The following is a 21,846-nucleotide window of genomic DNA, read 5'->3' as shown; positions in this document are numbered from 1 at the left end:
CCGCCGGGTGCGGCCCGGGGCGCCCTCGCGGCCGCCGGTCGGCGGCACCCGGACGGTACCCCGCACGGGGTGCGCGCGGGGCGAAGGAGTGCCAGTGGCACAGATCGGCCATATCCGGACGCGGCCGTTGGACAATGAGGGCATGACGAACGAGAGACTCCGTGCGGCCCTGCGGCTCCTGGGGCTCGGTACTCCGGCGGCCGATGTCTATCTGGCGCTGCTCGATCTGGCCCCCGCGCCGCTGCCCGCCGTCGGCGCGGCGGCGGGTCTGGCGGGGCCGGAGCTCGACGCGGCGTACGGCGCGCTGGTCGACGCCGGTCTGGCCAGCGCCGCCGGGGACGGCGGGGACGTGGTGGCCCCGGTGCCGCCGGCCGCGGGCCTGGAGATCCTGGCCCGGCACCGGGCGAGCGAGGTCGAGGCGTCGCGGATCGCGGTCGGGGGCGCGTTCGACTCGTTCCGGCGGCAGCGGCTGGCGGCGTACAACGACCATCTCGTCGAGGTCGTCACCGGCGACGCCGTCGGCCCCAGGATCCGCCGGGCCTGGGCGAGCGCCCGCGAGCAGATCCGGCAGTTCGAGTCACCGCCGTACTTCCCGCTGCCGGGCGCCACGGACGACGCGCTGGCCACCCTGGCGCGCGGAGTGACGCAGCGCGTCGTGTACTCGCGGGAGTCGCTGGAGCACCCGGGCCATCTGAAGGACGTCATCGAACCGTGCGTCAACGCCGTGAGCAGGCCCGGGTGCTGCCGTCCGTGCCGGTCAAGCTGGTGATCATCGACGACGCGTACGCGCTGGTGTCGCTGTCGATCAAGGAGGCCGACGTGCACAACACCATGCTGGTGGTGCAGCCGTGCGGACTGCTCTCCGCCCTCATCGCGCTGTTCGAGCAGTCCTGGCAGAACGCCCTGCCCTTCCACGGCCGCACCGCCCGGCCCGGCGGCCTGCCGCCCGCCGACCGCCGACTGCTGTGGCTCCTGGCGGGCGGCGCAAGCGACGAGGTCATCACCCGCGAACTGGGCATCAGCCGCCGCACCCTGTTCCGCCGCCTCCAGGTCCTGATGGCCCGGCTGGGCGCCGCGAACCGCTTCCAGCTGGCGCTCCAGGCTCAGCGCAGCGGCTGGCTGTGAGGATGGGGCGGCCGGACCGTGCGGGGACGGACGGGGCTGCCGTGCCGGGCTCAGCCAGTCGGGGAGGGCACTCGACCCGCCGAGGAGGGCGCTCAGCCCGTCGCGCCCAGCACCACCAGCAGGATCGCGCCCACGGCCGCCGGGGCGATGACCTCGTACGCCCAGCGCACCGATGCGGTGATGTCACCGGCGACGGGCTTGTCGCCCGCCCGTTCGGCCAGCTCCCGCAGGTCCACCACGGTCTGGTCGGCGCCCGCGGTCAGCGCCCTGGTGGCCTGGACGTCGGCGGTCACCGAGGTGCGGCCGTACGGGTCGTCCGTCGCCTGGCGGGTCTGGCGGCGGGCGGCCTTCTTGCGCTGCCGCAGCGAGACGGGGACGGCCCAGAGCTGGTACTTGGTGCCTTCCTGGGTGAACAGTTCGCTGGAGTAGCCAGCCCGCACGTTCGCGACGTCCGTCCAGGGCAGCGTGATCGTGCGGAACGGATTGCGGATCCGGACGCGCCGGTCGTTGGCGAACACCACGGGGCGCAGGGTGAAGGCGACCACCAGGGGGACCACGGTGAGCAGCCCGGCCAGCGCCAGCCACGGCACCCGGCCCTCGCCCCGGATCGCGGCGTCCAGGCCGATCCAGAGGATGAGCAGGAGCAGCAGGGCGCCCCCGACCAGCCCGGCGGGCGACCGGAAGGTCCGGTCGGCGTAGGTGGGCTCTGCGGGTGGCGTGGGGCTCGTCATGAGCCCGATTCTGCCTCAGAAGCTATGGTCCAACCCCCGCTGGGCTCGGAACGCCTGGCACGGCCGCTCGCGGCGTTGCCGAAACGCCCTAATAGCTCCGCTATGAGGACACTCCGGCGCCTTGCGATCGACCGCACCAGACGTTCCGAGCTGATCCAGCGGGGGTTGGACCACAGCTCCTGACGAGCGCAAGCGACGCGGGGGCGGCTCCCGGTCGCCGACCGCGCCGGGCCGTGGGTCCGGGCGATACGCGAACGGCATGGGCCCCTGTACAGGCCGCTACGCGCGTAGATATGCTCATCTGGTGACCATGCCCACCACTGCTCCCGCATTCGCCGACGCGACGGCGTCCGACAGTGCGCTGCGCCGCTTCCTGCACGGGCTGCCCGGCGTCGACGCCGTCGGCCTCGAAGCGCGCGCCGCCTCACTCGGAACCCGTTCGATCAAGACGACGGCCAAGGCGTACGCCATCGACCTCGCCATTTCGATGATCGACCTGACGACGCTGGAAGGCGCGGACACCCCGGGCAAGGTCCGGGCGCTCGCCGCCAAGGCCGTCCATCCCGATCCCACCGACCGCACGACCCCGCGCACCGCGGCCGTCTGCGTCTACCCCGACATGGCGGCGACCGCGGTCGCCGCCCTGGCCGGTTCCGGCGTCAAGGTGGCGTCCGTCGCGACGGCCTTCCCGGCCGGCCGGGCGGCGCTCGACGTGAAGCTCGCGGACGTCCGTGACGCCGTGGCCGCCGGGGCCGACGAGATCGACATGGTGATCGACCGGGGCGCCTTCCTCTCCGGCCGGTACCTGAAGGTGTACGAGGAGATCCTCGCCGTGAAGGCCGAGTGCGGCTCGGCCCGCCTCAAGGTGATCTTCGAGACCGGCGAGCTGTCCACGTACGACAACATCCGGCGGGCCTCCTGGCTCGGGATGCTGGCGGGTGCGGACTTCATCAAGACGTCGACCGGCAAGGTCGGGGTCAACGCCACCCCCGCGAACACCCTGTTGATGCTGGAGGCGGTGCGCGACTTCCGGGCGCGGACCGGCGTCCAGATCGGCGTGAAGCCGGCCGGCGGCATCCGCACCTCGAAGGACGCGGTCAAGTTCCTGGTCCTGGTGAACGAGACGGCGGGCGAGGACTGGCTGGACAACCACTGGTTCCGGTTCGGCGCCTCCAGCCTGCTGAACGACCTGCTGATGCAGCGCCAGAAGCTCAGCACCGGCCGTTACTCCGGCCCCGATTACGTGACGGTGGACTGATACCCCATGGCATCCGCATTCGAGTACGCACCCGCCCCCGAGTCGCGCTCCGTCGTCGACATCGCGCCCTCGTACGGGCTGTTCATCGACGGTGAGTTCACCGACGCCGCCGACGGCCAGGTCTTCAAGACGGTCAGCCCGTCGTCCGAGGAGGTCCTCTCCGAGGTCGCCCGCGCCGGCGCGGAGGACGTGGACCGGGCCGTGAAGGCCGCCCGCCGCGCGTTCGAGAAGTGGTCGGCGCTGCCCGGCTCCGAGCGCGCCAAGTACCTGTTCCGGATCGCCCGGATCATCCAGGAGCGCAGCCGCGAGCTGGCCGTCCTGGAGACCCTGGACAACGGCAAGCCGATCAGGGAGACCCGCGACGCGGACCTCCCGCTGGTCGCCGCGCACTTCTTCTACTACGCGGGCTGGGCCGACAAGCTGGACCACGCCGGCTATGGCGCGAACCCGCGCCCGCTCGGGGTCGCCGGGCAGATCATCCCGTGGAACTTCCCGCTCCTGATGCTCGCGTGGAAGATCGCCCCGGCGCTCGCCACCGGCAACACGGTGGTGCTGAAGCCCGCCGAGACGACCCCGCTCTCCGCGCTGTTCTTCGCGGACATCTGCCGGCAGGCCGGGCTGCCCAAGGGCGTCGTCAACATCCTCACGGGGTACGGGGACGCCGGTCAGGCACTCGTCGAGCACCCCGACGTGAACAAGATCGCCTTCACCGGCTCGACCGCCGTCGGCAAGGCCATCGCCCGCGGCCTCGCCGGTACGGACAAGAGGGCCACGCTTGAGCTGGGCGGCAAGGGCGCCAACATCGTCTTCGACGACGCGCCGATCGACCAGGCCGTCGAGGGCATCGTCACCGGCATCTTCTTCAACCAGGGCCAGGTCTGCTGCGCGGGCTCCCGGCTCCTCGTCCAGGAGTCCGTCCAGGACGAGGTGCTGGACGCGCTCAAGCGCCGGCTGACCACGCTGCGCCTGGGCGACCCGCTGGACAAGAACACCGACATCGGCGCGATCAACTCCGCGGAGCAGCTCGCCCGGATCACCGCGCTCGTCGAGACCGGCGAGGCCGAGGGCGCGGAGCGCTGGTCCGCCCCCTGCGAACTCCCGTCCGCCGGCTACTGGTTCGCGCCGACGCTGTTCACCAACGTCACCCAGGCGCACACCGTCGCACGCGACGAGATCTTCGGCCCGGTGCTGTCCGTGCTGTCCTTCCGTACGCCGGACGAGGCGGTCGCCAAGGCCAACAACAGCCAGTACGGCCTCTCGGCCGGCATCTGGACGGAGAAGGGCTCCCGCATCCTCGCGGTGGCGAACAAGCTCCGGGCAGGCGTCGTCTGGGCCAACACGTTCAACAAGTTCGACCCGACCTCGCCGTTCGGCGGCTACAAGGAGTCGGGCTTCGGCCGCGAGGGCGGCCGTCACGGTCTGGAGGCCTACCTCGATGTCTGACGGGCGACTGAGCGTCTTCAAGACCTACAAGCTGTACGTCGGGGGCAAGTTCCCCCGCTCCGAGAGCGGCCGGGTGTACGAGGTGACCGACTCCAAGGGCAAGTGGCTGGCCAACGCGCCCCAGTCGTCCCGCAAGGACGCCCGCGACGCGGTCGTCGCCGCCCGCAAGGCGTTCGGCGGCTGGTCGGGCGCGACCGCGTACAACCGCGGCCAGGTCCTCTACCGCGTCGCGGAGATGCTGGAGGGCCGCCGGGAGCAGTTCGTCCGGGAGGTCGCGGAGGCCGAGGGGCTCTCCAAGTCCAAGGCGGCCGCGGCCGTGGACGCGGCGGTGGACCGCTGGGTCTGGTACGCGGGCTGGACCGACAAGATCGCCCAGGTCGTGGGCGGGGCGAACCCGGTCGCGGGGCCGTTCTTCAACCTCTCGACGCCCGAGCCGACCGGTGTGGTCACCGTCCTGGCCCCGCAGGAGTCGTCGTTCCTGGGCCTGGTCTCCGTGGTGGCCCCGGTGATCGCGGCCGGCAACACCGCGGTCGTCATCGCCTCGGCGGACGCGCCGCTGCCCGCCCTCTCGCTGGGCGAGGTGCTGGCCACCTCCGACCTGCCCGGCGGAGTCGTCAACATCCTGTCCGGGAAGACGGCGGAGATCGCCGCGCCGCTCGCCTCCCACCAGGACGTGAACGGCATCGACCTCACGGGCGCCGACGCGGAGCTGGCCAAGGAGCTGGAGATCGCGGCGGCCGACAACCTGAAGCGCGTCTCCCGCCCACAGGCTGTGGACGGCGACGACTGGTCGGCCGATCCCGGTACGCGCCGGCTCACCGCGTTCCTGGAGACCAAGACGGTCTGGCACCCGACGGGCGCGCTGGGCGTGTCGGGCTCCTCGTACTGACGCGCCGACGGACATGACGCGCTGACGGACATACGGGTGTGGCCCGTGCCCCGGACTCGCCGGGGCACGGGCCACCTCCGGGTCAGCTGTGCAGCAGCCCCGTGACCTGCCCCACCACGGGGAGGTCCTTCAGCGCGCCGCCGCTGGTCACCGGGTCCGTGACCAGGGCCGTGGAGACCGGCTTGAAGTCCGCGATCTGCGTCCCCACCGCGTTGTCCAGCGGGTCCGTGCCGGTACCGGCCAGCGGGTCGAGCCGCAGATGCGTGACGGGGGCGATGCTGTTGTCGAGCGCGGGGCCGAGCGCCCCGGTCAACGCCCCGCCGGCGGCTTCCGTGGCCGCACCCAGCCCGCTGCTGCCGCTGTCGCTGCCGGTCACCGGTGCGGCGGGCAGCGGCGCCGCCTGGGCCGCCGCACCCCCCGCGCCGAGTGCGGCTCCCACCGCGGTGACGGTCAGCCCCGCCCGCAGCAGAGCGCGGCGCGGGGACTTGGAAAGTGCGTGACGTGCCATGGATTTCCCACCTGATCGGGCCGATCGAACCATCGATCGAGTAATCGTCTGGGCGCACAGCGTAGTTGAGGTGTGATGCTCGATACCAACAAGACCTCCGGGGGGTCCCCTGTGCGGGTCAATGCCTCACACTCATGTCCTGTGAGTTCCCATGCGCATTCGACCCGCGTCGTCCTCCTTGCGGGCCCCTCCGGCTCCGGCAAGTCCTCCCTCGCCGCCCTCACCGGTCTTCCGGTGCTGCGGCTGGACGACTTCTACAAGGAGGCCGGCGACCCCACCCTGCCGCTCGTCCCCGGCAGTACGGACATCGACTGGGACTCCGCGCAGTCCTGGGACGCGGAAGCGGCGGTCGCCGCGATCGCCGCGCTGTGCCGCACCGGCCGCACCGATGTGCCGCTGTACGACATCGCCACCAGCTCCCGGACCGGGCACGAGGTGCTCCACATCGAGCGCACCCCGCTCTTCGTGGCCGAGGGAATCTTCGCCGCCGACATCGTGGAGCGGTGCCGGTCGCTCGGGGTGCTCGCGGACGCCCTCTGCCTGCGCGGCCGCCCGTCGACGACGTTCCGCCGGCGGCTGCTGCGGGATCTGCGCGAGGGCCGCAAGTCGGTGCCGTTCCTGCTGCGGCGGGGCTGGCGGCTGATGCGCTCGGAACGGCGCATCGTGGCCCGCCAGGCCGAACTCGGCGCGCACCCCTGCAACAAGCCCGAAGCCCTGGGCCGCTTGGCCGCAGCGGCGGCGGGCCGCTGCCGCACGCCCGCCATTTCAAGCCCCTCCGGCGATTGAGGAGCGGGGGTCCGGGGGCAGCGCCCCCGGAACGCGCCGCGGGGCCGGACGAGACCCCCCGGCCCGTCCGACCCCACAGCTTCCCCCGTACGCCGCCGCCTCCCCCGAAGCGACGACCCCGTTTCCCCCGTTCCCCGTTCCCCCGTATCCCCGTTCCCCCGTCGCCTCAGGCCACCAGCTCGCCGAAGGACTCCTCCTCGTCACGGCCGAAGCTGAGGACCTCGTCCTCACGCAGCCGGCGGAGCGACCGCCAGATGCTGGACTTCACCGTGCCGACACTGATGTCGAGGATGGACGCGATCTCCGGGTCCGTACGGCCCTCGTAGTAGCGCAGGACCAGCATCGTGCGCTGGAGCTCCGGCAGCCGCGCCAGCGCCTGCCAGAGCACGGCACGCAGCTCCGTGCCACGCATCGCGTCCGTGTCGCCCGCCGTCTCCGGGAGCTCCTCTGTCGGGTATTCGTTCAGCTTGCGCCTGCGCCAGGCGCTGATGTGCAGATTGGTCATGGTGCGGCGCAGATAGCCGCCGACCGCCGCCTTGTCACTGATCCGGTCCCACGCCCGGTACGTCGAGAAGAGGGCGCTCTGCAGCAGGTCCTCGGCCTCGAACCGGTCGCCGGTCAGGTGATAGGCGGTTGCGTACAGGGAGGCGCGGCGTTCCCTGACGTAGGCCGTGAACACCGCTTCGGTGTCCTCGTCCCGCGCCGGGGCCTGCCGCTCCCCCGTGGCCTCCCCGTACGTGCTTCCCCCGTTGCTCCCGCCCGTTGAGGCGGGTGCGTCCACCACCGTCATGTACGACGGGTGCTGACGCCCAGCGCCGCGAACGCACCCCCGCCCGTTCAATGCGGCGCCGGACTTCTCCGCGGTCCGCCCGACGTCGTGGAGACGCGTGACAACTGCGCTTGCGGTGATGCTGTGAGTTGCGTTCATCTCGCGCCCCCCGTCGGTGGAGTCCGTCCGTTCCTTGTGACAACGAGCTTGCCGGGGCAGTTTCATGGCGCTGTCCCCCGACTGTCACAGGCCTGTCACAGGGCCCTGTGAGGACGCGATCAAGAGGTGCCCGACCCATAAGAGGGGACCAACTGTCGAACTAGGGCTCCCCCATGGGTCAGAATGACCAGCGTGCCTTTCCTGTTGCTGATCGAGGACGACGACGCCATCCGCACGGCCCTCGAACTCTCGCTGTCACGCCAGGGCCACCGTGTGGCCACCGCGGCGACGGGAGAGGACGGCCTCAACCTGCTGCGAGAACAGCGGCCCGACCTGGTCGTGCTGGATGTGATGCTGCCCGGAATCGATGGATTCGAGGTGTGCCGGCGCATCCGGCGCACCGACCAGCTGCCGATCATCCTGCTGACCGCGCGCAGCGACGACATCGACGTCGTGGTCGGCCTGGAGTCCGGTGCCGACGACTATGTGGTGAAACCCGTGCAGGGCCGGGTGCTCGACGCCCGGATCCGTGCGGTGCTGCGCCGGGGCGAGCGCGAGTCCACCGACTCCGCGACGTTCGGGAACGTGGTGATCGACCGGTCCGCGATGACCGTCACCAAGAACGGGGAGGATCTCCAGCTCACGCCGACCGAGCTGCGTCTCCTGCTCGAACTGAGCCGCCGCCCCGGCCAGGCCCTGTCCCGGCAGCAGCTGCTGCGGCTGGTCTGGGAGCACGACTACCTCGGTGACTCCCGGCTGGTGGACGCCTGCGTCCAGCGGCTGCGCGCGAAGGTGGAGGACGTGCCGTCCTCGCCGACCCTGATCCGTACCGTGCGGGGCGTGGGATACCGGCTGGACTCGCCGCAGTGAGCACGGCTGTGCGGCGGGGCCTGCTCGCCGGGCTCCGCTGGACCAGCCTGCGGCTGCGGCTCGTCGTCGTGTTCGCGCTGGTGGCGCTGACCGCGGCGGTGTCCGCGTCCGGGATCGCGTACTGGCTGAACCGCGAGGCGGTGCTGACCCGTACCCAGGACTCGGCGCTCGGGGACTTCCGCCAGGAGATGCAGAACCGGGCGGCCTCGCTGCCGCCCCGTCCCACCAAGGACGACCTGGAGCACGCCGCCGCGCAGATGGCGAGCAGCAGCCCCGGTTACAGCGTGCTGCTGATCGACGAGCGCGATCCGGGCAAGCCGATCGTCGGCACCTCCGACGTGGACACCTTCACCCGGGACAACGTGCCGGAGTCCCTCCAGAAGCAGGTCGCCAAGAAGCAGCCGGTCAAGGCGGGCAACAAGTACCAGTACCACCTGTTCTGGCAGCGGACCTCGATCCGCGGCACCCCGTACCTCGTCGGCGGTACGAAGATCATCGGCGGCGGCCCGACCGGCTACATGCTCAAGTCGCTCGACCAGGAACGGCAGGATCTCAACTCCCTCGCCTGGTCGTTGGGGATCGCCACCGCGCTCGCCCTGGTCGGCTCCGCGCTGCTCGCGCAGGCCGCCGCGACGACGGTGCTGCGTCCGGTGCAGCGGCTCGGTGACGCCGCCCGCAAGCTGGGCGAGGGCAAGCTCGACACCCGGCTAACGGTGTCCGGCACCGATGAACTGGCCGATCTCTCGCGGACGTTCAACAGAACAGCGAGTTCGCTGGAGAAGAAGGTCGCGGACATGACCGCGCGCGAGGAGTCCAGCCGCCGGTTCGTCGCCGACATGTCGCACGAACTGCGCACCCCGCTCACCGCGATCACCGCGGTGGCCGAGGTGCTGGAGGACGAGGCCGACAGCCTCGACCCGATGATCGCGCCGGCCGTGCACCTGGTGGTCAGCGAGACCCGGCGGCTCAACGACCTGGTGGAGAACCTGATGGAGGTCACCCGCTTCGACGCGGGCACGGCCCGGCTGGTCCTGGACACCGTGGACGTGGCCGACCAGGTGACGGCCTGCATAGACGTGCGGGCCTGGCTGGACGCGGTGGATCTGGACGCCGAACGCGGCATGATGGTCCGCCTCGACCCGCGCCGGCTCGACGTCATCCTGGCGAACCTGATCGGCAACGCGCTGAAGCACGGCGGTTCGCCGGTCCGGGTCACGGTACGGACCGAGGGCGACGAGCTGGTCATCCAGGTCCGCGACCACGGCCCCGGCATCCCCGAGGACGTACTGCCCCATGTCTTCGACCGCTTCTACAAGGCCAGCGCCTCCCGGCCGCGTTCCGAGGGCAGTGGTCTCGGCCTGTCGATCGCCATGGAGAACGCGCACATCCACGGCGGTGACATCACCGCCGCGAACTCGCCGGACGGCGACGGCGCCGTGTTCGTACTGCGCCTGCCGCGCGACGCGGAGGCGCTGAACCGCACCGCAGAGGACCACGACGCGGAGACCCCGGACCAGGAGGACGACGCGACGTGATGTCCAGTGAACGCCGGGGCCGACGCCCCGTGACGTCCGGCGAACGACGGGGCCGGCACCCCATGACGTCCAGCGAACGACGGGGCCGGCGCCCCGTCGCGGCGGTGGCCGGGGCCGCGCTCTGCGCGATACTGGCCGCGGGCTGCGGGATCAGGACGACCTCGGTCCCGGTGGACGCCGGGCCCGCGCCGTCCAGGGTGCCGTGCGACATGCCCGCGCAGGACGGCGCCGCCCAGCCGGGGCAGAGCATCGGCGCGGAGATCTACCTGGTCTGCAACTCGCAGCTGGTCGCGGTCGACCGCACGGTCCCGGTCCAGGAGGCGAAGGCCGGCCGGCTCACGCTCGCCGGGGCCCTCCTGAACGAGCTGCGCGAGGAGCCCCCGGCCTCCGAACGGCAGGCGGGCTTCGCCACGGACGTCCCAGCCACGCTGCGTGTCGGCGCCCCCCGCGCGGGCGACCCGAAGGACGCGCTGCGGCTCAGCGAGCAGCCGGAGGACCTGACGGCAGAGGCGCTGGCCCAGATCGTCTGTACGTACACGGAGAGCGAAGGGCTCGTCCAGGGCGGCACGGTGCTGCTCGGCGGCCCGGGGGCGTACGCGCCACGCGGCTATCTGTGCACCGCGGAGACGAAGGCCAGGCCCAAGACCGTACCGACACTGGGCGCGCTCAGGCTGTCCTGAACGGTCCGGCTGTCCTGAACAGTCCCGGCTGTCCTGAGCGCGTCGGCTGTCCCGAGCAGTGCCGCTGTCCCGAGCGCGCCGCCTTGACCTGCCGCACGGTGAGCCATGTCTCCCCCTGGGGAGCGGAACCGATCCTGCCGCTGCCCGCGTCTTGGGGAACGTGCGTCAAGGTTCGGGCGGCCAAGCCGTCATCCGCTTCCGCGCGGCCGGAGTATCGCTCCTCCTCGCGCATCTGCTGCTCGTCGGGTGGCTGACTCTCCGCCCGCTGGACGTGCCGTGGATGACCGCCGCCAACCTCCAGCCGTTCGCCGGTATCAAGGCGGACCTTGCTCTGGGCCCGGTGACCGCCACCCGTCGGATCGGCGGGGACCTGCTGCTGCTGGCGCCGCTGGGCGTACTGCTCCCGATGGCCGGTGGCCGGCTGTTCGTCTCGCCGTTGGCCTCGCTCGCCCGTACCGTCGCGGCCGGGGCGCTGATCTCGCTGGCCATCGAGCTGGGCCAGACCGGGGTGCCCGGTCAGGTCGTCGACGTCGACTCGCTGATCCTGAACACCGTCGGTGTGGCACTCGCCCACGCGCTGTTCGTCCCCGCCTGCCGGGCCCGGCTGCGCCGCCGCGAGCAGCGCCGGATCCGGGTTCCGGCACCGGTCGGCCGGGAGGTCCCTCAGGGGTCGACCCCGACGATTTCCGGGGTCGGCATCGCCCCGTAGAGCGATGCCCCGCCACCGTCGTACGAGCCATCCTGGATACATCGGGAATGGACAGGCCGCTCCCGGCACGGGGAGCGCGACAGGCCGCTCCCGTCAGCAACGGTTCGCGAAGGAGCCCACCATGGCCGCACTTGCCCGCCCCCGCGACGGACGCATGATCGGTGGAGTGTGCGCGGCGCTGGCCCGGCGCTTCGGCACCTCCGCGGGAACCATGCGCGTCATCTTCCTCGTCTCGTGCCTGCTGCCGGGCCCGCAGTTCCTGCTCTACCTGGCGCTGTGGGTGCTGCTCCCGCAGGAGGAGCGCTCGTCGTCCTCCGCCGCGGCCTGGTAGCCCCGTACACATGCCGGTGGGCGGGCACCCCGGTCGGGGGCCCGCCCACAGGCGTGTGCGGTACGGGTCAGCGGCCGAGCGGCACGCCGTTGAGGTTCAGGCCGCCGGTCTTCATGCCACCGGTGGGGAGGCCGCCGAGGAGACCCTTGGCGGGGGCGGTGACGTCCTTGACGGTCTTGGCCTGGCTGGTGCCGAGGAGGTTCGTGGCGGTGTCCGTGACCGGCAGCGTCGAGGTGGCGTTGGCCAGGGAGCCGACGACGGGCAGGGCGCCGGTCGCGGTGTCGAGCGGCAGCGCGGCGGCCGACGCGGTACCGGCGGCGGCAGCGGCGAACGCGGCACCGAGAGCGGCGACGCCGAGAGTCCTGGCAGCAGACTTCTTCATGTGAATTTCATCCTTGGGGAAGGGGATGTGAGCGGCTCTGCAAGGTAGCCAGCTCCTGGCCCGTCCCGCAAACATCGAAAACACGCGAAAACGGCCGGGACATGCCGTCCCGGCCGTGTGTCGCGGAGCGTCCGTTCAGCCGGCCACGGAGGTGGAGACGCTGGTCGCAGCGGTCTGCTCGAAGAGCCATTCGGACTTCAGCTCGGCGTATCCGGGCTTGATGACGTCATTGATCATCGCCAGACGTTCATCGAAAGGAATGAATGCTGATTTCATCGCATTGACTGTGAACCACTGCATGTCGTCGAGCGAGTATCCGAAAGTCTCGATCAGCTTCTCGAATTCCTGACTCATGCTCGTACCACTCATAAGTCTGTTGTCCGTATTGACCGTGGCCCGGAAGTGGAGCTTGCGCAGCAGCCCGATCGGGTGCTCGGCGTACGAGGCGGCGGCGCCGGTCTGGAGGTTCGAGGTCGGGCACAGCTCCAGCGGGATGCGCTTGTCCCGTACGTAGGAGGCGAGGCGCCCCAGCCGCACACTGCCGTCGTCCGCGACCTCGATGTCGTCGATGATGCGGACACCGTGGCCGAGCCGGTCGGCGCCGCACCACTGGATGGCCTGCCAGATCGACGGCAGCCCGAAGGCCTCGCCCGCGTGGATGGTGAAGTGGTTGTTCTCGCGCTTGAGGAACTCGAAGGCGTCGAGGTGCCGGGTGGGCGGGAAGCCCGCCTCCGCGCCGGCGATGTCGAAGCCGACGACACCCTGTTCCCGGTAACGGTTGGCGAGTTCGGCGATCTCCAGCGAGCGGGCGGCGTGCCGCATCGCGGTGAGCAGGGCGCCGACCCGGATCCGGTTGCCGTCCCGGCGGGCCCGCGCCTCGCCCTCCCGAAAGCCCTCGTTGACCGCCTCCACGACCTCTTCGAGGCTCAGCCCGGCTTCCAGGTGCTGCTCGGGGGCGTAACGGATCTCGGCGTACACGACCCCGTCGGCGGCCAGGTCCTCCGCGCACTCGGCGGCGACCCTGACGAGCGCGTCACGGGTCTGCATGACGGCGCAGGTGTGGGCGAACGTCTCCAGATACCGCTCCAGCGAACCGGAGTCGGCGGCTTCCCGGAACCAGTTGCCGAGCTTGTCCGGCTCGGTCTCCGGGAGTCCTTCGTATCCGGTCGCCGCGGCGAGGTCGACGATCGTCCCGGGGCGCAGGCCGCCGTCGAGGTGGTCGTGGAGAAGGACCTTGGGCGCACGCCGGATCTGATCCTGGCCGGGCACATTGAGGGTCGGGCTCATCATCCACGCACTCTAGCGCCTACGCGCGTAGAGCGCCGCTGGGTACCGCTTGCCGATACGTAACGGTGACCGCGAATACGGGTGGCGTACACCCTTCCTTCTGAGACTGTTACGTCATGGCACAGCGCGCACTACCCCTGCCTGCTGCGAGGCTGGGACGGGCCGTCAGAACGGCCGGAGCACCTACCGAGGTCAGCGGCGTGGTCGTGCTGCTCCCGGACGGCGAGCCCCACTCGTACCGCCGCCCCTCCCCCGTCTCGTACGTCCGCCAGCTCCCGCTGGCCCGCGCCCTGACCCGGGCCGCCCGGGACGACGGCCTCACCGCTCACGTCGTCCACTACCGCTGCCGCGGCTGGAACACGACGGAGGCGCGGCTCGCGGCGGACGCCGAGTGGGCGGTGGAGGAGGTGGTACGCCGCTACGGCGACGTCCCCGTCTGCCTGGCCGGCCACGGCATGGGCGGCCGCGCGGCCCTGCGCGCGGGCGGCCACCCGGCGGTGGGCGCGGTCCTCGCGCTGGCCCCCTGGCTGCCCGGGGAGCCGGACGCGGAGCCGGAGCCGGTGAAGCACCTGGTCGGGCGTCAGGTCCTGCTGGTGCACGGCACCACCGACGCGGGCGCCGACCCCGAACTCTCCTTCCGCCTCGCGGAACGCGCCAAGAAGTCGAACCGCGACACCTGCCGCTTCGAGGTCCACTCCGACGGCCACGGCCTGCGCCAGCACCACAGCGAAGTGGCCGCCCTCGCGGCGGACTTCGTCCGGGGCGCGCTCTTCGGCCACGCCTACGCCCGCCCGGTGGCCGACGCGCTGGCGGCCCCGCCGCCGCTGGGGCTGCGGATGCCGCTGGCGGCGGGGTTCGGAAAGTCCTTGGGACACTGAGGCCGAGGAACCGGACGGTTCGGGAGAGGCGGGGCAGGATGAGTTTCCGGCTGGCGGCGTACGCCGTGTGTGTCGAGGACGGACGGGTGCTGATCGCTCGTCACGTCTCTGCGGACGGGACGAGCAACTGGACCCTTCCGGGCGGCGGGGTCGAGCACGGGGAGGATCCCTTCGACGCGGTGATCCGGGAGGTCGCGGAGGAGACCGGCTGCACGGCGGTGGTCGAGAGCCTGCTGGGGGTGGACTCACGGGTGATCTCGGCGGCCGAGGCACGGCACGGGGTCACGCACCAGAACGTCGGCGTCTTCTACCGGGTCCGCATCACCGGCGGCCGGCTGCGGCCCGAGCCGAACGGCGAGATCGCCGAGTCCGTCTGGACACCCTTCCCCGACGTCGCCGCCCTGCGCCGCTCCTCGCTCGTCGACATCGGCCTCGCCCTCGCGCACACCGCTCCCGCGACCGGCCACGTGGGCCCCGTCCCGGTCGGCGGCCTGATCCAGCACTGAGCCCCCCGTGGGCCCGGCCGCGGTGCGATGTGGGCCCGGGGATGGGCCTTCGGGCACTGTCCGTGGGCCCCCGTGTCGTCGTTACGGTTCGGGTCCGGCGGGTGTCCCGCCCCCGGTGACCCGGGCGAGGTACGACGAGGTGACGCGTGAAGCGCAGCGATCGGATACGCCGAGGCGTACGCACGAGCACGGGGCAGAGCGCGATCGAGTACCTGGCCGTACTGGGCATCGTCGTGGCGGTGGTCGGCTCGATCGTGGCCGTCAGCATCGGTGGCGACGTGACCGGTTCCGCGCACGAGCAGATCTGCCGCATCGCGGCGACGACGGGCGGCGGGGGCGAGTGCGGCCGCGATGACAACGCTGTCAGCGACGGCGGTACGGAGTCCGGCGACGACGAACCGGACGACGACGCGGGCGACGAGCCGGGCAGCAAACCGGGCGACAAGCCCTCCGGGAAACCCTCGGAGAAGCCCTCCGGGAAGCCCGACGAGAACAAAGGGAACGCGCTCCCCAGCCTGTGCTTCGAGCCGAGGGAACGCTCGTCGAACTCATCGGTCTCGGTCCCCGGCAACGGCCCCGTCAGCACGGCCGCCGCCTGGGGGTACTCGTACCTCGTCAACTTCATCATCGACAAGATCAACAACGAGAAGAACAAGGAGAAGCGGGTCAAGCAGGCGCTCGACGACCTCTCCTACTGCCTCCCCGACTACAACATCGTCATCGCGCAGCCGCACGAGGGAAACCTGCAGCAGATGGACGGCGCGGCGATGATCCAGACCGTCGAGATCAGCGGCACGACGTACCGCGTGTACGCCTTCAAGACCGGCACGTTCACCTGGGCGGACGATGCCGACCTCGGGTGGAAGAACCGCGCGTTCAAGGGCGTGTTCGACGTCAGCGAGGACAAGCGCACGGTCACGTTCGACGAACCGCCCCGCCCCAAGCGGAAGAAGGACTGGAAACCCGGCGACGAGGGCTGCCAGATCGAGGGCCAGGAGCCGCCCGACCGGAGCCGCTACTACAACACGTACTCCCCACTGGACAACGAGGGTTCGGCCCAGGCGGTCCGGATGCTCGTGAACGACATGCGCCGCTGCTACCCGGACTACAACGTGGTCGCCATGCACTCGGAGCAGTCGTCGCACTGGGTCGACAAGCCGGACTCGTTCATCAACGAGAGCAGGTACCGGCTGAACTCCAACGAGTACCACGACGAGGAGACCGGCGACGACATCGCCTCGGGCCGCGCGGTGTTCGACGTCTACGTCTTCGACAAGGGCACGTTCAGCAACGACGGCGACGGCGGGTACACCAACTGGGCGTTCTACGGCGACTTCACCCGCGACGGCTCGGAGGCCACCTTCGAACAGCCCGAACCCGCCGACCTGGACGCCGACTCGATCTCCACCGGCTCGGAGTCGGTCAACTTCAACGACGGCGCCCCGAAGTACACCGACGGGACGTACCCCGGCACCGACTACGACGGCAAGGCGCCGGGCGACGACGCCGAGCTGAACCAGTCACTGATCGACGAGTACAGCCGCGCCTTCCCCGACACGAACATCATCGCGGTGAAGAACTTCAACGACCTCTCCTTCTCCGGGGTGTCCGGCCTCGAACACCTCGCGGTGGTGGACGGCGTCGACATCTTCTCGATCAAGAACGGCACGATCATCAACAACGGTGACGGCGGCTGGAAGAACTGGGGCTTCGCGGGCACGTACGACCGCGACAAGGACTCGAAGGAGGTGACGTTCAAGCGGTAGTCGGCAGTCGGACCGTAAGCACCTCGCGGGTGGCGGGCCGAGGGTAAGTTCTTGTGCCTGCGACACCACGGCCGCAACCCGATTCGAGACCTCATGAGCGTTTTGCCGGATTACCCGAAGATGGTGGGAAACTGCTGCCACGCGCGGTATACGTGCAGGTCGCGCAGTCTGCTCCCCGCGCGTGCGGGGATGGTCCCGAGTTGGACACGGCGGAGGCCGCGAGTTTCAGCTGCTCCCCGCGCGTGCGGGGATGGTCCCTCCGGCCGTCGCCGGACCACCCCGCCGCTCGTCTGCTCCCCGCGCGTGCGGGGATGGTCCCGTGGTGTTGGTGCGGGTGGCGTAGACGGTCATCTGCTCCCCGCGCGCGCGGGGATGGCCCCGGATACGCCGGACTCCCCGGGCCCCTGTGCCACTGCTCCCCGCAAAGGCGGGGGTGCCCGTCCCCGCAGTCGCGGGGGTGCCCGTCCCCGCAATCGCGGGGGTGCCCGGTCGGGGGCCGCACCGCGTACGCGCCTGCCGCGCACCCCCGACCGCTGCCCGCGGCACCCCGCCCCCGTTCTCGCCGCTCACTCCGGCAGCAGGTGGCCCCTTCGGGAGAGCAGGAACTTCTTGAACGCCGCGACCGGTGGGGTGTCCGGGTGGCCGTCGAGCCAGGCGACGCCGATCTCCCTGGCGGCCCGTGGTGCTGTCACCGTCAGTTCGACGACTCCTGGGCGGGCGACTGCCGGAGGGGGGAGCAGGGCGACGCCCAGGCCGGCCGCGACCAGGCCGCGCAGGGTTTCCGCCTCCTCGCCCTCGAAGGCTACGCGGGGGACGAAGCCCGCCTCCGCGCAGAGGTCGTCCGTGATGCGGCGCAGGCCGTAGCCGGGTTCCAGGGTGACGAACGTTTCGTCGGCGGCCTCCGCCAGGCGGACGCGGCGGCGGGTGGCGAGGCGGTGGTCGTCGGGGACGACCAGGCGGAGGCGTTGTTCGTCCAGGCGTCGGGCCACCAGGTCGGGGGCGTCCGGGACGGGTGAGGTGAGGCAGAGGTCGAGGCCGCCCGCGCGGAGGCGTTCGATCATGGCTTCGCCGTAGTTCTGGACGAGCTGGAAGCGCACGCGGGGATGGTCGGCGCGGAAGGCGCGGATCAGGGCGGGGACGGTTTCCGAGCCCATGGTGTGGAGGAAGCCGAAGGCGACCTTGCCCGCGGTGGGGTCGGCGTCCGCCCGTACCGAGTCGGCGGCCTTCTCCACCTCCGCGAGGGCCCGTTCGGCCGAGCCGAGGAAAGTGCGGCCTGCGGGGGTGAGGGAGACCGTGCGGCCCTTGCGGGCGAACAGCGAGACCCCCAGGTCCTGTTCCAGCCGGACCATGGCCCGGGAGAGCGTGGACTGCGGGACGCCCAGCTCCTGTGCGGCCCGCGTCACATGCTCGTGACGGGCGACCGCCGCGAAGTAGGCGAGCCGTGGCGCGAGGACCGCGCGGATGTCTTCTTCGTAACTGCTTGGTGACAGCCGTGGCTGTGAGCTGTGCTGATGCGCCATGGGATTGATTATCGGTGGTTTGTGCATTGGACGCATGAACACAGGTCGGCCTACGTTCTACGCATGCCTCCCGCCAGTACCGGGGCGTCCACCATCGTCGTGGCCGCCTCGACCCAGCCGTCCCCCGTAAACCCCGTGACCGCAGCCGGGACCGCCACCGCGGACCGGCTCGAACCCGGTGGGCCCGGCTACCGCCGGATGAGCTTCGCGCTCTTCGCCGCCGGTGTCGCGACCTTCGCGCTCCTCTACTCCACCCAGGCGCTGCTGCCCGCCGTCTCCGCGTCCTTCGGCGCCACGGCCGGGCAGGCGAGCTGGACGGTATCGGCGGCGACGGGTGCGCTGGCGCTCTGTGTGCTGCCGCTCAGCGCGCTGTCCGAGCGGTTCGGGCGGCGGCAGATGATGACCGCGTCACTGACGGTCGCGGTCGTGGTCGGGCTGTTCGTGCCGTTCGCCCCGTCGCTCGGCTGGCTGATCGCGCTGCGGGCCGTACAGGGCGCAGCACTGGCCGGACTGCCCGCCTCCGCGATGGCGTACCTCGCGGAGGAGGTCCGGCCCAAGGCGCTGGTCGCGGCGATCGGGCTGTTCGTGGCCGGCAACAGCATCGGCGGGATGAGCGGCCGCATCCTCACCGGCTGGGTGGCCCAGCTGTGGGGCTGGCGGGCCGCGCTCGGCTCCGTCGGCCTGCTGGCCGTCGCCTGCGCCGTCGTCTTCCACTTCATGATCCCCCGGGCCCGGCACTTCACCCCCGGTTCGCTGAACCCGAAGGCCCTCGCCAGGACCGTTGGCGGGCACCTCGCCGATCCGCTGCTGCGCCGGCTGTACGCGATCGGCGCGCTGTTCATGACGGTGTTCGGCGCGGTCTACACGGTGATCGGCTACCGGCTCGTGGAAGCGCCGTTCAACCTCCCGCAGGGGGTCGTCGGCTCGATCTTCCTCGTCTATCTGGTCGGTACGGTCTCCTCCGCAGCGGCGGGGAAGCTCGTGGCACGGATGGGGCGCCGGGGCGCGCTGTACCTCGCCGTCTCCACCACCGCCGCCGGTCTGCTGCTCTCGCTGGCCGACCAGCTGGTCGCGGTGCTGGGCGGGCTGGTCCTGATCACGGCGGGCTTCTTCGCCGGGCACGCGGTCGCCTCCTCGTCCGTCAGCCGGACGGCGACCAGGGGCCGGGCCCAGGCATCGGCGCTCTACCAGTCGGCGTACTACCTCGGCTCCAGCGCGGGCGGCACACTCGGCGCGGTCGCGTTCCACGCAGGCGGCTGGGCGGGCACGGTCACGCTGGGACTGCTCGCGGTGCTCGGCGTCGTCTCGATCACGCTGTACGGGACGCGGGCGGCGCGCGTCGAGGAGCGCCGGTCCGCAGCCGTTCTGTCCGTCCAGAACTGAGACGTCCAGAACCGAGCCATACAGAACTGAGACATACGGCGCACAACCAACCACTCCCCTCCGCGCGTCTTGCAGGCGGAATCACCGCACTGTGCGCGAAGGGGAGTTGGGGCATATGAGAGCCAAAGAGAACATAAAGAAGATTCCGGGCATGACGGGCATGCGGTCGCGGCGCGTGCTCGCACTGTCCGTCGCGGGCCTGACCGCGATACCGGCGATCGTCCTCGGCACCGGCACGTCCGCACAGGCGGCGTCCTGCACGGCGTCCAAGGGCCCGTACCAGAAGCAGGCCGAGAAGTACCTGCACCTGAAAGTGGACGGCAAGCAGTCGGCCGCCGACTGCAAGGCGATCAGGTCGTTCCAGAGCACCTACGGGGTCACGCCCACCCTCGGGTACGCCGGGCCGGTCACCTGGCGCACCATGCAGACGCTCACCGCCCAGAAGGCGGCCGGGAAGAACCCGAACAAGGCCAAGAAGTGCCCCACGAACAAGGGCCGCATCGCCTGCGTGGACCTGACCCGGCAGATCAGCTGGATCCAGGACGGCAGCAAGCTGAAGTTCGGCCCGGTGCCGGTGCGGACCGGGCGGGACGGGTACGAGACCCGTACCGGCGCGAAGAAGATCTACTGGCGCCACATCAACCACGTGTCGTCGATCTACCACTCCGCGATGCCGTACTCCCAGTTCTTCGACGGCGGGGAGGCGTTCCACGCGGTGGGCGTGAAGATGTGGAACCCGCCGGGGTCGCACGGCTGCGTCAACATGCGCACCGCCGACGCGAAGTCATACTGGAAGCTGCTCAAGAACGGCGACGACGTCTTCGTGTACGGGCGCAAGCTCGGTACGTGACCGCTTCCGCTCTTCCCGCCCCCGTTGTCAGTGCCCTGGGGTAGCTTCCGAAGTGCTGGAGTGATCGGTGTCACGGCGCAACAGGGGTGGAGCGACGCAATGGGTGATCTGACGGCGACGGCGGGCGATGTCGACAGCCGCCTCGAAGGACACCGGACCGAGCTGACCGGGTACTGCTATCGGATGCTCGGTTCGGCCTTCGAGGCGGAGGACGCGGTCCAGGACACGCTGGTGCGCGCCTGGCGCAATTTCGACAAGTTCGAGGGGCGTTCCTCGCTGCGGTCCTGGCTGTACCGGATCGCGACGAACGTCTGTCTCGACATGCTGAAGGCGGGCAACAAGCGCGCCAGGCCGGTGGATCTCTCCGGCCCGACGCCGCTCGCGCAGGCCGCGCTCAACCCACTGCCGGAGAACACCCTGCTGGAGCCGATGCCGGACGGGCGGATCCTGCCGTCGGTCGCGGACCCGGCGGAGGCGGCGGTGGCGCGCGAGTCGGTGCGGCTCGCGTTCGTCGCGGCGCTCCAGCATCTGCCGCCCAAGCAACGGGCCGTACTCATCCTGCGCGAGGTGCTCGCGTGGAAGGCCGGCGAGGTCGCGGAGCTGCTCGACACCTCGGTCGCGTCGGTCAACAGCGCCCTCCAGCGGGCGCGGGCGACGCTCGACCAGCACCGGAGCGCGGCGGGCGACGCCACCGATCCGCTGGACGAGGAGCAGAGCAGACTCCTGGAGCGGTACGTGGCGGCGTTCGAGGGCTACGACATGAAGGCGCTGACCGCGCTCCTCCATGAGGACGCCATCATGACGATGCCGCCGTTCGACCTCTGGCTCCAGGGGCACGACGACATCACCGGCTTCATGACCTCGTTCGGCGCGTCCTGCGCGGGTTCCCGGCTGGTGGCCAAGTCCGCCAACGGCACCCCGGCCTTCGCGCACTACAAGCCGAATCCGGACGGGCCGGGGCTCGTGCCGTGGGCGGTGCAGGTCATCGACATCTCGGACGGTGCGATCACCGCGATGCACTGCTTCCTGGACACGCCGCGCTGGTTCCCGCTGTTCGGGCTGCCCGATCACCTCGATGCCGATGCGGCGTGAGCCGACGGCTCGGCCGGGTCACGACCTACGGTCTGGTCGCGGCGTGGGCCGTGGTCGTGGCGGGCGGCTGGGGGATCAGTCAGTTGCTCGGTGAGCCGGTCGCCACGTCCGGTCCCGGCCGCGTCGCGCCACCGGCCTCCGACGCGGAGCCGGGACCGCAGCCGGAGTTCGGGGACGGCGATCCCTGCGACCTGGCCCGGTCGGGGAACGGGGCCGGGGCCGACGCCGGTTCGTCCGCGCCGCCCTCCCCGTCGCCGTTTCCGAGCACCCCCTCGGCGACGGTGAGCGCCGAGGCCCATCTGTCCGTGGTCCAGTGCTCAAAGGTGATCGCCCGCGACGGCTGGAGCGAGGCGGACGAGTAACGATGAGTAGCCGGGCGCGAGGGCGGC

The 21,846-nt window shown here is 71.1% G+C and carries 22 protein-coding genes, 1 pseudogene and 1 CRISPR repeat array; of the genes and pseudogenes, 17 read left to right on the top strand and 6 right to left on the bottom strand.

All coding sequences use genetic code 11. The features are described 5' to 3' along the window. Positions 1-142: 142 nt before the first annotated feature. A pseudogene (locus tag ACFVQ0_RS10830) lies at positions 143-1,125 on the top strand (LuxR family transcriptional regulator). A 92-nt stretch (positions 1,126-1,217) separates the two neighbouring features. Here the strand turns inward: ACFVQ0_RS10830 and ACFVQ0_RS10825 are convergent. Further along, positions 1,218-1,856 (bottom strand): PH domain-containing protein, encoded by a 639-nt coding sequence (locus ACFVQ0_RS10825; protein WP_390086609.1) that lies wholly within the window; start codon positions 1,854-1,856, stop codon positions 1,218-1,220. 310 nt (positions 1,857-2,166) lie between these two features. Between ACFVQ0_RS10825 and deoC the strand changes: the two genes are divergently transcribed. From deoC to ACFVQ0_RS10810, 3 genes are read left to right on the top strand one after another with little or no spacing between them, the layout of a single operon-like run. Further along, positions 2,167-3,114 (top strand): deoxyribose-phosphate aldolase, encoded by a 948-nt coding sequence (deoC, locus tag ACFVQ0_RS10820; protein ID WP_390087760.1) that lies wholly within the window; start codon positions 2,167-2,169, stop codon positions 3,112-3,114. Positions 3,115-3,120: 6 nt separating this feature from the next. Continuing rightward, positions 3,121-4,557, top strand: a complete 1,437-nt coding sequence (locus ACFVQ0_RS10815; RefSeq protein ID WP_390086607.1) for an aldehyde dehydrogenase family protein — start codon at positions 3,121-3,123, stop codon at positions 4,555-4,557. Continuing rightward, positions 4,550-5,446: an aldehyde dehydrogenase family protein gene (locus ACFVQ0_RS10810; protein WP_390086605.1), complete on the top strand. Its 897-nt coding sequence runs from the start codon at positions 4,550-4,552 to the stop codon at positions 5,444-5,446. Before ACFVQ0_RS10815 ends, ACFVQ0_RS10810 begins: the two co-directional genes overlap by 8 nt. An 82-nt stretch (positions 5,447-5,528) precedes the next feature. On the opposite strand, the gene ACFVQ0_RS10805 is transcribed toward ACFVQ0_RS10810, so the two are convergent. Further along, a complete protein-coding gene (locus tag ACFVQ0_RS10805; protein ID WP_390086603.1) occupies positions 5,529-5,954 on the bottom strand; it encodes a hypothetical protein in 426 nt (141 codons plus the stop codon). Between the two features lie 75 nt (positions 5,955-6,029). Between ACFVQ0_RS10805 and ACFVQ0_RS10800 the strand changes: the two genes are divergently transcribed. Continuing rightward, positions 6,030-6,740 (top strand): uridine kinase, encoded by a 711-nt coding sequence (locus ACFVQ0_RS10800; RefSeq protein ID WP_390086601.1) that lies wholly within the window; start codon positions 6,030-6,032, stop codon positions 6,738-6,740. A gap of 166 nt (positions 6,741-6,906) precedes the next feature. Here the strand turns inward: ACFVQ0_RS10800 and ACFVQ0_RS10795 are convergent, their stop codons facing one another. Then, positions 6,907-7,668 (bottom strand): SigE family RNA polymerase sigma factor, encoded by a 762-nt coding sequence (locus tag ACFVQ0_RS10795; protein ID WP_390086599.1) that lies wholly within the window; start codon positions 7,666-7,668, stop codon positions 6,907-6,909. 192 nt (positions 7,669-7,860) lie between these two features. On the opposite strand from ACFVQ0_RS10795, the gene afsQ1 reads away from it, so the two are divergent. The 5 genes from afsQ1 to ACFVQ0_RS10770 all read left to right on the top strand — a co-directional run bounded on the left by afsQ1 (position 7,861) and on the right by ACFVQ0_RS10770 (position 11,793). Further along, positions 7,861-8,538 (top strand): two-component system response regulator AfsQ1, encoded by a 678-nt coding sequence (afsQ1, locus tag ACFVQ0_RS10790; RefSeq protein ID WP_026171255.1) that lies wholly within the window; start codon positions 7,861-7,863, stop codon positions 8,536-8,538. Then, positions 8,535-10,073 carry an ATP-binding protein gene (locus tag ACFVQ0_RS10785; RefSeq protein ID WP_390086597.1) on the top strand — a complete coding sequence of 513 codons (1,539 nt, stop codon included), beginning with the start codon at positions 8,535-8,537 and terminating at the stop codon, positions 10,071-10,073. The genes afsQ1 and ACFVQ0_RS10785 overlap by 4 nt, the downstream gene beginning before the upstream one ends. A 62-nt stretch (positions 10,074-10,135) precedes the next feature. Continuing rightward, complete coding sequence (locus tag ACFVQ0_RS10780) at positions 10,136-10,753, top strand: hypothetical protein (protein ID WP_390086595.1); 618 nt, start codon at positions 10,136-10,138, stop codon at positions 10,751-10,753. Positions 10,754-10,913: 160 nt separating this feature from the next. Beyond that, entirely contained in the window at positions 10,914-11,462 is a 549-nt protein-coding gene (locus tag ACFVQ0_RS10775; RefSeq protein ID WP_390086593.1) for a VanZ family protein, read from the top strand. A gap of 121 nt (positions 11,463-11,583) precedes the next feature. After that, a complete protein-coding gene (locus ACFVQ0_RS10770; protein ID WP_390086591.1) occupies positions 11,584-11,793 on the top strand; it encodes a PspC domain-containing protein in 210 nt (69 codons plus the stop codon). A gap of 67 nt (positions 11,794-11,860) precedes the next feature. Here ACFVQ0_RS10770 and ACFVQ0_RS10765 read toward each other — a convergent pair whose 3' ends face one another. Together ACFVQ0_RS10765 and ACFVQ0_RS10760 are read right to left on the bottom strand one after the other, a co-directional pair. Continuing rightward, positions 11,861-12,175: a hypothetical protein gene (locus ACFVQ0_RS10765; RefSeq protein WP_390086589.1), complete on the bottom strand. Its 315-nt coding sequence runs from the start codon at positions 12,173-12,175 to the stop codon at positions 11,861-11,863. A gap of 135 nt (positions 12,176-12,310) precedes the next feature. Further along, positions 12,311-13,465 carry an adenosine deaminase gene (locus ACFVQ0_RS10760; RefSeq protein ID WP_390086587.1) on the bottom strand — a complete coding sequence of 385 codons (1,155 nt, stop codon included), beginning with the start codon at positions 13,463-13,465 and terminating at the stop codon, positions 12,311-12,313. A 197-nt stretch (positions 13,466-13,662) separates the two neighbouring features. Here ACFVQ0_RS10760 and ACFVQ0_RS10755 point away from each other — a divergent pair, with 197 nt between their 5' ends. From ACFVQ0_RS10755 to ACFVQ0_RS10745, 3 genes are all read left to right on the top strand, one after another. After that, positions 13,663-14,340: an alpha/beta hydrolase gene (locus ACFVQ0_RS10755; protein ID WP_390086585.1), complete on the top strand. Its 678-nt coding sequence runs from the start codon at positions 13,663-13,665 to the stop codon at positions 14,338-14,340. A gap of 38 nt (positions 14,341-14,378) precedes the next feature. Continuing rightward, entirely contained in the window at positions 14,379-14,846 is a 468-nt protein-coding gene (locus tag ACFVQ0_RS10750; RefSeq protein ID WP_390086584.1) for an NUDIX hydrolase, read from the top strand. A 146-nt stretch (positions 14,847-14,992) separates the two neighbouring features. Then, the gene (locus ACFVQ0_RS10745; protein WP_390086582.1) at positions 14,993-16,612 is read left to right on the top strand and encodes a hypothetical protein; all 1,620 of its coding nucleotides are present in this window, start codon (positions 14,993-14,995) and stop codon (positions 16,610-16,612) included. A 166-nt stretch (positions 16,613-16,778) separates the two neighbouring features. Beyond that, positions 16,779-16,993: a CRISPR direct-repeat array (repeat unit 32 nt; unit sequence GTCTGCTCCCCGCGCGTGCGGGGATGGTCCCG). 185 nt (positions 16,994-17,178) lie between these two features. Here the strand turns inward: ACFVQ0_RS10745 and ACFVQ0_RS10740 are convergent. Beyond that, the gene (locus tag ACFVQ0_RS10740; RefSeq protein WP_390086580.1) at positions 17,179-18,132 is read right to left on the bottom strand and encodes a LysR family transcriptional regulator; all 954 of its coding nucleotides are present in this window, start codon (positions 18,130-18,132) and stop codon (positions 17,179-17,181) included. 63 nt (positions 18,133-18,195) lie between these two features. Between ACFVQ0_RS10740 and ACFVQ0_RS10735 the strand changes: the two genes are divergently transcribed. From ACFVQ0_RS10735 to ACFVQ0_RS10720, 4 genes are all read left to right on the top strand, one after another. Then, positions 18,196-19,515, top strand: a complete 1,320-nt coding sequence (locus ACFVQ0_RS10735) for an MFS transporter (protein ID WP_390086579.1) — start codon at positions 18,196-18,198, stop codon at positions 19,513-19,515. A gap of 151 nt (positions 19,516-19,666) precedes the next feature. Further along, entirely contained in the window at positions 19,667-20,365 is a 699-nt protein-coding gene (locus ACFVQ0_RS10730) for a L,D-transpeptidase family protein (RefSeq protein WP_390086577.1), read from the top strand. Positions 20,366-20,464: 99 nt separating this feature from the next. Next, a complete protein-coding gene (locus ACFVQ0_RS10725) occupies positions 20,465-21,457 on the top strand; it encodes a sigma-70 family RNA polymerase sigma factor (RefSeq protein WP_390086576.1) in 993 nt (330 codons plus the stop codon). Beyond that, positions 21,454-21,819 carry a hypothetical protein gene (locus ACFVQ0_RS10720; protein ID WP_390086574.1) on the top strand — a complete coding sequence of 122 codons (366 nt, stop codon included), beginning with the start codon at positions 21,454-21,456 and terminating at the stop codon, positions 21,817-21,819. Before ACFVQ0_RS10725 ends, ACFVQ0_RS10720 begins: the two co-directional genes overlap by 4 nt. Positions 21,820-21,846 lie beyond the last annotated feature (27 nt).

Source organism: Streptomyces sp. NPDC057900 (assembly GCF_042887885.1).
GTDB lineage: Bacteria > Actinomycetota > Actinomycetes > Streptomycetales > Streptomycetaceae > Streptomyces.
Note: the sequence above shows the minus strand (reverse complement) of the source record. Positions and strands in the feature narration are given on the sequence as shown.